The organism is Leisingera sp. F5, from assembly GCF_001593695.1.
Genome location: NZ_LUKH01000302.1, coordinates 1 through 2,988, shown reverse-complemented (window position 1 = coordinate 2,988; position 2,988 = coordinate 1). Strand labels below are relative to the sequence as shown.

Below are 2,988 nucleotides of genomic sequence, written 5' to 3'. Positions count from 1 at the left end.
ATTCCCAGCCCCGCCTGCACCAGCGCCACCACCGATGGCACAGACTGCCCGATGACCGCCGCCGCCCTGTCTTCGCGCGCAATCCCGTGCTGGCCGAAATACTGCCGCCAGCCCGGCACGGAGGAGACCGTCTCGCCCCAGCTGACTTCCACCAGCGGCGCCGTCCGTATGTCCATCTGCGGGCCCATGCCGACCGGCACCATTTGATCCGTGAACAGGGCTTGCGTCCGGTGCTCCGGATGCTCGCCGCCATAGGTCAGCCGCGCATCAATACCCTCCGCCTCCAGGTCGATCCGGTCATCCTCGATCCTGAGCCGCAGCGGCACATCGGGCCGCAGCCTGGCAAAGGCCTTCAGCCGCTCCGGCAGCCACAGCTGCGCCAGCGCTGGCGTTGCCGAAATCACCAGCGGGCGCCGGGCGCCGCCTTCGGTCAGTGCTTCCGTGAAACTGGCAATCTCCGCCAGCGACATCGCCGCCTTCTGGTAGTAGTCACGCCCGGCATCCGTGAGCCGCACCTGGTTTGCGCGGCGGGTGAACAGCTTCAGCCCCAGCCACTCCTCCAGGTTCTTCACCTGCATCGACACCGCTGCCGAACTGACACCCAGCTCCGCCCCGGCAGCCGAAAAGCTCCCGGTGCGGGCAGCGCACTCAAAGGCGCGAAGGGCATTGAGGGGCGGCAGTTTCATGACAGCACAGTGCAAGAAAATCTTATGCTCGCCAAGATATTTTGTAGTGGTCAGAACCCCGCCCGGAGCGCAGTCTTGGGAAAAGCTCAAAAGACCCTAAGGAACACCCCATGCGCGACATTCTTGATCTCGACCGTTACCCGCTCGACCGCCCGGGCACCCCGGAATGGCAAACGCTAGTGGACCGCTGCCGCGCCGAGCTGGCCGAGGGCGGCATGTTCAGCCTGGAGGGGCTGATGAACCCGGAAGTGGCCCAGGGCGCCGCCGATGCGCTGAAGGGCAAGTTTCAGACCGAAAGCTTCCACCACAAGCGCTGGCACAATATCTATTTCAAGGACAGCGTCGAAGGCCTGGCCCCGGACCACCCTGCCCTGCAAAAGGTCGAGACCTCGAACTTCACCCTCTGCGCCGACCAGTTCCAAGGCTCACCGGTGCTGCGCCTGTACGACTGGCCTCCCTTTGCGCAGTTCCTGGCCGCCACAATGGACAAACCTGCGCTTTACACCATGGACGACCCGCTGGCGCGGCTGAACATCATGTCCTATGGCGCCGAGCAGGCGTTGAACTGGCACTTCGACCGGTCTGAATTCACCACCACCATGCTACTGCAGGCGCCGGATGAAGGCGGGGAGTTCATTTACAGCCCGGAGTTGCGCACGGATAACGATCCGAATTTTAGCGGTGTCGAGCGGCTGCTGGCCGGCGCGGACCCGAACATGCGCTCAATTACCCTGGCGCCGGGCACGCTGAATATCTTCCGCGGCAAAAACTCTCCCCACCGCGTCGGCACCGTCAAAGGGGACAAGACGCGGGTGATCGCCGTCTTCACCTTCTACGAAAACCCGGGCGTGCGGTTCTCAGACGAGGAAAATATCGGCTTTTATGGCCGTGCGTCATGACGGAACTGGCCATCTTCAAGGACGAACGCAAACGCACCTTCCTGAATGCCTCAGGCGCCGACAAACCGCTGAAGTCACCGCTGGGCCAGGACGTTCTGGACCGCGCCCGAGCGTACCGCTTGCAGCGGCTGCGCGATGAAATGGCGCGTCAGGACGTGGCGGGCCTCTTGCTCTATGACCCGGTCAACATCCGCTATGCGTTTGATTGTTCCAACATGTCGATCTGGACCGCCCACAACCCGATCCGCTACGCGCTGATCCTGAACGACGGCCCTGGCATCATGTTCGAATTCAAGGGCTGCGAGCATCTGAACGACGGGCTGCCCGGCATTGACGAGATCCGCAACGCCATCGGCTGGATGTTCATGTGCGCCGGTGACAAGGCCGCGGACCGCCTTGCCCCCTGGGCCGCAGAGATCGCGGATCAGATCAAGCAACACGGTGGCGGAAACCTGCGCCTCGGCGTCGACCGGATGGAGCCCGAGGGCGTGCATGCCCTGTCGGAGCACGGCATCCAAGTCATCGATGGCGGCCAAATCACCGAGACCGCCCGCGCCATCAAATCGGCGGATGAAATCGAGCTGATGCGCTGGACCATCCGCGTCTGCGAGGCCGGCATGGCGCGGATTTACGAACATTCGGTGCCAGGTGTCACCGAACAGGAGCTGTGGGCACATCTGCATTTCGAGAACGCGCGCTCGGGCGGCGAATGGCTGGAAACCAAGCTCCTCACCTGCGGGCCCAACACCAACCCCTGGTACAAGGAATGCTCATCCCGCGAATGCCGCGAGGGAGAGATGATCTCATTCGATACCGACATGATCGGCCCCTATGGATATTGTGCGGATCTCTCCCGCAGTTGGACCTGCGGCTATGTGCCGATGAATGATACTCAGAAACGTCTGTACACGGCGGCTCGGGAGCAGATCGATCACAACATGACGCTGCTGCAGCCAGGGCTGAGTTTTGCCGAGTTCAACGCCCAGAGCTGGCAGATCCCGGACGCATATCAACCCTACCGGTACTCATTGGCAGCCCATGGCGTCGGCATGGCTGACGAATGGCCGGTGGTGCCGCTGCATGTGGACTTTGACGGCGCCCACGGCGGGCAGTTCGAGGAAAACATGGTGATCTGCATTGAAAGCCTGATCGGCGAGAAGGGATCCGAGTCGGTCAAGCTGGAAACCCAAGTACTGGTCACCGCAGACCGGCCGGTGCGGCTCGACACGTTTCCCTGGGAGATGTGAAAAATGCGGGGGCGCTGTCCCCCTCTTGAGCCTGCGGCTCAATTCCCCCCCGGGGATTATGTGTTTGATATTGCCCTCTATCCAGCCTCTGTCAGATTGAAGGCGGCCGGGTTTCCGGCTGGCCATCCGGTAAACGGGTGGCGGGCGGCCCTGAGG

Annotated in this window: 3 protein-coding genes; 2 read left to right on the top strand and 1 reads right to left on the bottom strand. The window is 62.6% G+C overall.

Features of this window, described 5'->3' with window-relative positions:
- Window positions 1-686, bottom strand: a 686-nt coding sequence (locus A2I95_RS29260) for a LysR family transcriptional regulator (protein WP_291735537.1), incomplete at its 3' end; no start/stop codon positions are given.
- Between the two features lie 110 nt (window positions 687-796).
- Here A2I95_RS29260 and A2I95_RS29255 point away from each other — a divergent pair.
- Together A2I95_RS29255 and A2I95_RS29250 are read left to right on the top strand one after the other, a co-directional pair.
- On the top strand, window positions 797-1,585 hold the full coding sequence (locus A2I95_RS29255; RefSeq protein WP_027259585.1) for a 2OG-Fe(II) oxygenase: 789 nt from the start codon (window positions 797-799) through the stop codon (window positions 1,583-1,585).
- Window positions 1,582-2,832 (top strand): Xaa-Pro peptidase family protein, encoded by a 1,251-nt coding sequence (locus A2I95_RS29250; RefSeq protein WP_291735536.1) that lies wholly within the window; start codon window positions 1,582-1,584, stop codon window positions 2,830-2,832. Before A2I95_RS29255 ends, A2I95_RS29250 begins: the two co-directional genes overlap by 4 nt.
- The last annotated feature ends 156 nt before the right edge of the window (window positions 2,833-2,988 follow it).

Coding starts and splice junctions, on each gene's coding strand:
- A2I95_RS29255 (WP_027259585.1), top strand. CDS start 797: ATGCGCGACATTCTTGATCTCGACCGTTACCCGCTCGACCGCCCGGGC.
- A2I95_RS29250 (WP_291735536.1), top strand. CDS start 1,582: ATGACGGAACTGGCCATCTTCAAGGACGAACGCAAACGCACCTTCCTG.